The sequence below is a fragment of the Luteibacter sp. P4_E6 genome (assembly GCF_056401535.1).
The window spans coordinates 1-5,991 of record NZ_JBFUJE010000242.1 but is presented as its reverse complement, the minus strand read 5'-3'; the positions used below and the strand labels follow the sequence as shown (position 1 = coordinate 5,991).

Genomic DNA, 5,991 nt, shown 5'->3' with positions numbered 1-5,991 from the left:
GGGCGGGCGCTTCCCGCCGGGCTTCCCGGTTGGCGAGATCCGCGACGTCGCGCAGACGGCCTCGGGAACCTTCCTGTCCGCTCAGGCCCGGCCCGCCGCCGACCTCGATCGCAGTGAGGATGTGCTCCTGCTCCACGATCTCGCCGAACAGGACGGTCCGCCGCCCCTCGCACCCAATGCAGGGCCGCCGGCTGGCATGGCGCCGGATCCGAATGCGCCGCCGACCGCACCGGTGACCCCGACCCTGCCGAAGGTGACCTCGCCGACCACGACGCCGGTGCCCGCCCGCGCGGCCTCGTCGACGGAAACATCGCCAGCGGGGACGACGCCATGAACAAGCTTCGTGTCCGCCAGCTGTGGTTCGTCGCAACGCTGTTGCTGTCGCTGTTCCTGATGCTGATTCCGCTGCCGGGACCGCTCACGCCGTTCAAGCCGTACTGGCCGGCGCTGATCCTGCTGTACTGGTGCCTGCAGTCGGGCGATCGCGTCACGCTCGGCCTGGCGTTCTGCCTGGGCGTGGGCGCCGATCTGTTCGACGGCGTGCTACTCGRTGAACAGGCGCTGCGCCTTACGGCCATGGTCTTCATCGCGCTGCGCTTCCGCTCGCGCCTGCGCTTCTTTCCGATGTGGCAGCAGTCGCTGGCCGTGCTCGGCCTGCTACTGAACGACCGCGTGCTCCTGCTGCTCATCCGGGTGTTCGCCGGCGATCCGCTGCCGCCGCCGGAATACTGGATCTCGCCGCTGGTGGRCGCGGTGCTGTGGCCGTTCGTCTTCCTGATCCTCGACGACCTGCGCGCGCGTCTGCGCATCCACGACACATGAGCCGGCGTCGCGCCTCGATCAAGGAGGTCCGCGGCGAGGTAGCGCTGTTCCGACGGCGCGCCCTGGCGGGATTTTTCCTGCTCCTGCTCGGCCTCATCGCAGTGTGCAGCCGCTATGTCTACCTGCAGGTATTCCATCACGACGAGTTCGTGACGCGTTCGGAGCAGAACCGCGTAAAACCGCGTTCGATCCCGCCCGCGCGCGGTCTCATCTACGATCGCAACGGCGTGTTGCTCGCCGACAACGTGCCCGCTTTCCGCCTCGAAGTGACGCCCGAGCAGGTCGCCAACATGGACGACATGCTGCAGAAGCTCAGCGCGGTGGTGCCGATCAGCGACGACGACATCGTCACGTTCAAGAAGCAGGTGAAGCTGGGCCGTCGCTTCGAAGGCATTCCGCTCAAGCTCAAGCTCACCGAGGACGAGATCGGTCGCTTCGCCGTGAATCGCTGGCGATTCCCTGGTGTCGATGTCGTGCCGTATCTCACCCGGCGCTACCCGCTGGGACCCTCTCTGGCGCATGTCATCGGCTACGTGAGCCGCATCGATGCCGACGATCTGGACAAGATGGACGATGACGAGGAGGCCAGCTACAAGGGCACCACGCACATCGGTCGCATCGGCATCGAGAAGTCATACGAAAAACTGCTGCACGGCGAGCCGGGCTACGAACTGGTCGAAGTGAACGCGGACGGACGCACCCAGGCCGTACTCGATACCACGCCGCCGACGCCGGGCAAGAACATCTACCTGAGCATCGACGTGCGCCTGCAGAAGGCAGCACTGGACGCGATGGCGGGCCGTGCCGGCGCGGCCATCGCCATCGATCCGCGCAACGGACAGGTGCTGGCTTTCGCCAGCGTGCCCGACTTCGACCCCAACCTGTTCGTCAACGGCATCAGTTCGGTCGACTACAAGGCGCTGATGACGGCAACGGACACGCCTCTGGTGAACCGCGCACTGCGCGGCATCTACCAGCCGGGCTCGACGGTGAAGCCGTTCCTCGCACTGGGTGGCCTCACCATGGGCGTTCGCCGTCCGTCGGATACCGTGCTTTCCACCGGCGAGTTCTGTATTCCGGGGCAGAGCCGCTGCTACCGCGACGACAAGCGCGGCGGCGACGGCACGGTGAACATGGTTCGCGCGATCCAGATGTCCACCAACACCTATTTCTACCGGCTCGCACTCGACATGGRCATCGACCGCCTTGCGCAGTGGATGGGCGGCCTCGGTTTCGGCAAGAAGACCGGCATCGACCTCACCGGCGAATCGGAAGGGGTGCTTCCTTCGCGCGAGTGGAAAGCCAAGCGTAGCAAGGCGGGCTGGTATCCGGGCGAGACGATCATTTCCGGCATCGGCCAGGGCTACTGGGCGGTAACGCCGATCCAGTTGGCCCACGCCCTCGCCACCTTCGCGGGACACGGCGTGCCTTACGCACCGCATTTGCTGATGGATACGCAGGACGGTGTCGACAGCGCGCGGGTGCCACAACCGTTCCCGCCTACCGGCCCGTCGGTGATCCGCAGGGCAGCGGATTGGGACACCGTGAACGAGGGCATGGTCGCGGTGATCAACTCGGCCGGCGGCACCGGCAACAAGGCAAAGCTGGGGCTGGGTTTTCCCTTTGTCATCGCTGGCAAGAGCGGCACGGCCGAGCGCTTCTCGCGCAAATCCGACGCCTACGACACCAACAAGAACACCGCCTACCTGGCGACGCGCCACCGTGCGCTCTTCATCGCGTACACGCCGGCGGAGGCTCCCAGGATCGCCGTGACCGTGGTGCTCGAGGCGGGTGCGTGGGGTGCGGCGGATTCCGGTCCGATTGCCCGCAAGATCCTCGACCAGTGGGTCGTCGACGAGGGTGGGGTGCGCCCTACGGCCTTGCCGCCGGGTCCGATTGCCCTTTCCGACACATCCGCTGAGCCCGCACCTGCAAGCGCAAGCTCCGTCCAGGGCGCGCAACCTGCGGCACCGTCCAGCACTGATCTGYCGCCGGACGACAATGGGGAGGACCAGTAAACATGTTCGCCAACCTCTCCGTTCGTCTCAAACGCTTCGGCCTGCGCCTGCTCACGCGGCCGCGTCTCGATCTGCCGCTGCTGCTGGCCTTGTTCCTGCTCGCCTGCGCCGGCCTCGCCACGCTTTACAGCGCCGGCAACGCCAACCTGTCGCTGGTCGGCGGGCAGGCGGCGCGCTTCGTTCTCGGCGCGGTGTTGCTGGTGGTGATCTCGCGTATTCCGCCGCCCGTGCTGCGCTCGTGGACGCCCTGGCTCTACATGGGCAGTACGGCGCTGCTGGTGGTGGTGGCGGCGCTGGGTGAAGGGCGCGGCGCGTATCGCTGGCTGGATCTCGGGTTCATGCGCTTCCAGCCGTCCGAGTTGCTCAAGCTGACCATGCCGATGATGGTGGCGTGGTACCTGCATCCGCGGCAGCTGCCGCCGGGCTGGAAGGACATCATCGTGGTCGGCCTCATGATCGCCGTGCCGGCGGCGCTGATCGCCGAACAGCCCGACCTGGGCACCGCCTTGCTGGTGGCGGCGGCCGGCGCCTTCGCGCTGTTCCTGTCCGGCATGGCCTGGTGGCGCATCGGCCTGCTCGTCGGTGGCGCGGGCGCGGCCATTCCCGTGGCCTGGCAGTTCCTCCACGAGTACCAGCGCAACCGCGTGCGCACGCTGCTCGATCCCGAATCGGATCCCCTGGGCAACGGCTGGCACATCATCCAGTCGAAGATCGCCGTGGGTTCGGGCGGCATCTTCGGCAAGGGGTGGCAGCACGGCACGCAGTCACGCCTGGAATTCCTCCCCGAGCACACCACCGACTTCATCTTCGCCGTGTTCTCGGAAGAATTCGGGCTGATCGGCGTCATCACCATCATGCTGCTCTACGCCTTCATCATCGGCCGTTGCCTGTGGATCGCGATGAATGCGCGCGACACCTACTCGCGTCTGCTCGCCGGTGCCATCGGCATGAGCTTCTTCGTTTACGTGGCGGTGAACGGCGGCATGGTCGCGGGCATCCTGCCGGTGGTGGGCGTGCCGATGCCGCTGATCAGTTACGGCGGTACGTCCGCGGTGTCGCTGCTGGTCGGCTTCGGCGTCTTGATGTCGATCCATGCCAATCGCAAGCTCCACGATTGATGCCTGAACGCTTCCCGAAGCGCGCCCCGGACGCGCCTTTCCTGCGTGCTACGCTTCGGCGCATGGATGAAGTTCTCGCCGCGCACCGCGCACGCCTCGCACGTTTATTCCCGCGCCTCGCCGGCGCGATGATCCTCTTCCCCCTGCTGTTCGCCCCCGCGGTGTTCGCCGAGACCCATCCGGGCCAGGCGCAACTGGTGAGCGAAGTCGCGAAAGACACGGGTAAGAGCAAGGCATCGCTGAACGCGATCCTCGACGGCGCGAAGATGCAGCAGTCCATCATCGACGCGATGAACCGCCCGGCGGAAGGCAAGCCCTGGCGCGATTACCGGCCTATTTTCCTTACCGAGCAGCGGATCCAGGCCGGCGCCGACTTCTACCAGACGCATCGCGCCCTGCTCGATGCGATCGGCAAGAAGTACGGCGTGCCGCCGGAATACATCGTGGCCATCGTCGGCGTGGAAACCTTCTACGGCAAGAACACCGGCAAGTACAAAGTGCTCGACGCGCTGGCCACGCTGGCGTTCTATTACCCCAAGCGTGCGCCGTTCTTCCGCGAGCAGCTGAAAACCCTGCTGGAACTGCCGCCGAACCATCTTGCCGGTCCRCTGGACACGCTCACGGGCTCGTATGCCGGTGCGCAGGGCTGGGGCCAGTTCATGCCCTCGTCCATCCGTGACTGGGGCGTGGATTACGACGGCGACGGCAAGATCGACATGAAGGGCTCGATGGGCGACATCTTCGCCAGCGTGGCCAACTATTTCTCCCAGCACGGCTGGGAAACCGGCGGCCCGCTCGCCGTGCGCGCCCAGCCGGATGCGCGCGTGGTCGACCCCGCCGTGCCGAAGGACTGGCGTCCCGTGGCGCCGGTGGAAACCTTTGTCGCCGAGGGTTTCGCGCCATTGCAGCATTTGAATCCGGGGCGCGACGCGCAGCTGGTTCGTCTGGAGGGGCCATCGGGTCCGGAGTACTGGTTCGTCTTCCAGAATTTCTATGTGATCACCACGTACAACCGTAGTCCGATGTATGCGATGGCGGTGAATCAGCTGGCGCAGGCGATTCGGGAACGGACGCATGGGTCTGCGGCGCGATGAGCGGCGCTGGCGGGGGGGGTGTCGCTGATGTGATCTCCGTGCTTCGCAGGGATCGCCGGCATAGCCGGCTCCCACATACAGCCGGCAGTTTGCAGGCTTATAGCCGGCTCCCACATACAGCCGGCAGTTTGCAGGCTGTGGTGAGCACCCTGTGGGAGCCGCTTCAGCGGCGAAGGGTGCTGGCGACACGCCTCACCTTCATCTGCCTCGTAGCCATGCTTCTCGCCGCCTGCGGCGGTTCGAAGAATACCCGCCCGTCGGCACGCAGCAGCGGTGGCTCGTCGTCCTCCTCCTCGCGGGGCGGTCACGACGACATCAGCAAATCGCAGGGCTCGCGCTATCGCTCCAGCTCGGACAGCGTGCCCACCGAGATACCGGATGTCAGCAAGCTTCCGGAGCCCGTGCCGAAGGTGGAGCCGCGCGCGCTCTACGGCAACAAGTCGCCGTATTCCGTTCTCGGCCAGACCTACAACGTGCTGCCCACGCCGCGCGGGTACGTCGAGCGCGGCATCGCCTCGTTCTACGGCAACAAGTTCCACGGCTACAAGACCTCGAGCCTCGAGGAATACGACATGTATCAGTTCTCAGCCGCGCATAAGACGCTGCCGCTGCCGAGCTATGCGCGTGTCACCAATCTCGAGAACGGCAAGAGCGTCATCGTCCGCATCAACGACCGCGGTCCCTTCCACGAAAACCGCATCATCGACCTGTCCTTCGCGGCGGCGGTGAAGCTGGGCGTCTGGCCGAAAGGCACGGGCCTGGTCGAAGTGCGCGCCATCGATCCCAGTGAAGCGAACAGCGATCGCGGTGCGCCGTACGTGAACACCGCACCCAAGCCGGCGCCCGTGACCGCGCCGGTGCCGCCGCCGCGCCCGGCCTTTGCCGCTGCGCCGCCGGCTGCGCGCACGGCGCCGACGCCGGAGATGGCGACCTCGTCGC

At 66.3% G+C, this 5,991-nt stretch carries 6 protein-coding genes; all 6 read left to right on the top strand.

Annotated features, from left to right (window positions below):
- On the top strand, positions 1-334 hold a 334-nt coding region (locus AC1DT2_RS14225), incomplete at its 5' end, for a rod shape-determining protein MreC (protein WP_477296995.1).
- Entirely contained in the window at positions 331-822 is a 492-nt protein-coding gene (gene mreD / locus AC1DT2_RS14220) for a rod shape-determining protein MreD (protein WP_477296993.1), read from the top strand. The genes AC1DT2_RS14225 and mreD, both read left to right, overlap by 4 nt.
- Positions 819-2,840, top strand: a complete 2,022-nt coding sequence (gene mrdA / locus AC1DT2_RS14215) for a penicillin-binding protein 2 (protein ID WP_477296992.1) — start codon at positions 819-821, stop codon at positions 2,838-2,840. Before mreD ends, mrdA begins: the two co-directional genes overlap by 4 nt.
- Positions 2,841-2,842: 2 nt before the next feature.
- Positions 2,843-3,958, top strand: a complete 1,116-nt coding sequence (gene rodA / locus AC1DT2_RS14210) for a rod shape-determining protein RodA (RefSeq protein ID WP_213949422.1) — start codon at positions 2,843-2,845, stop codon at positions 3,956-3,958.
- A gap of 128 nt (positions 3,959-4,086) precedes the next feature.
- Positions 4,087-5,052 carry a lytic murein transglycosylase B gene (gene mltB / locus AC1DT2_RS14205; RefSeq protein WP_477296997.1) on the top strand — a complete coding sequence of 322 codons (966 nt, stop codon included), beginning with the start codon at positions 4,087-4,089 and terminating at the stop codon, positions 5,050-5,052.
- A gap of 215 nt (positions 5,053-5,267) precedes the next feature.
- Positions 5,268-5,991 (top strand): septal ring lytic transglycosylase RlpA family protein (locus AC1DT2_RS14200; RefSeq protein ID WP_477296996.1); only part of this gene is annotated, 724 nt, incomplete at its 3' end.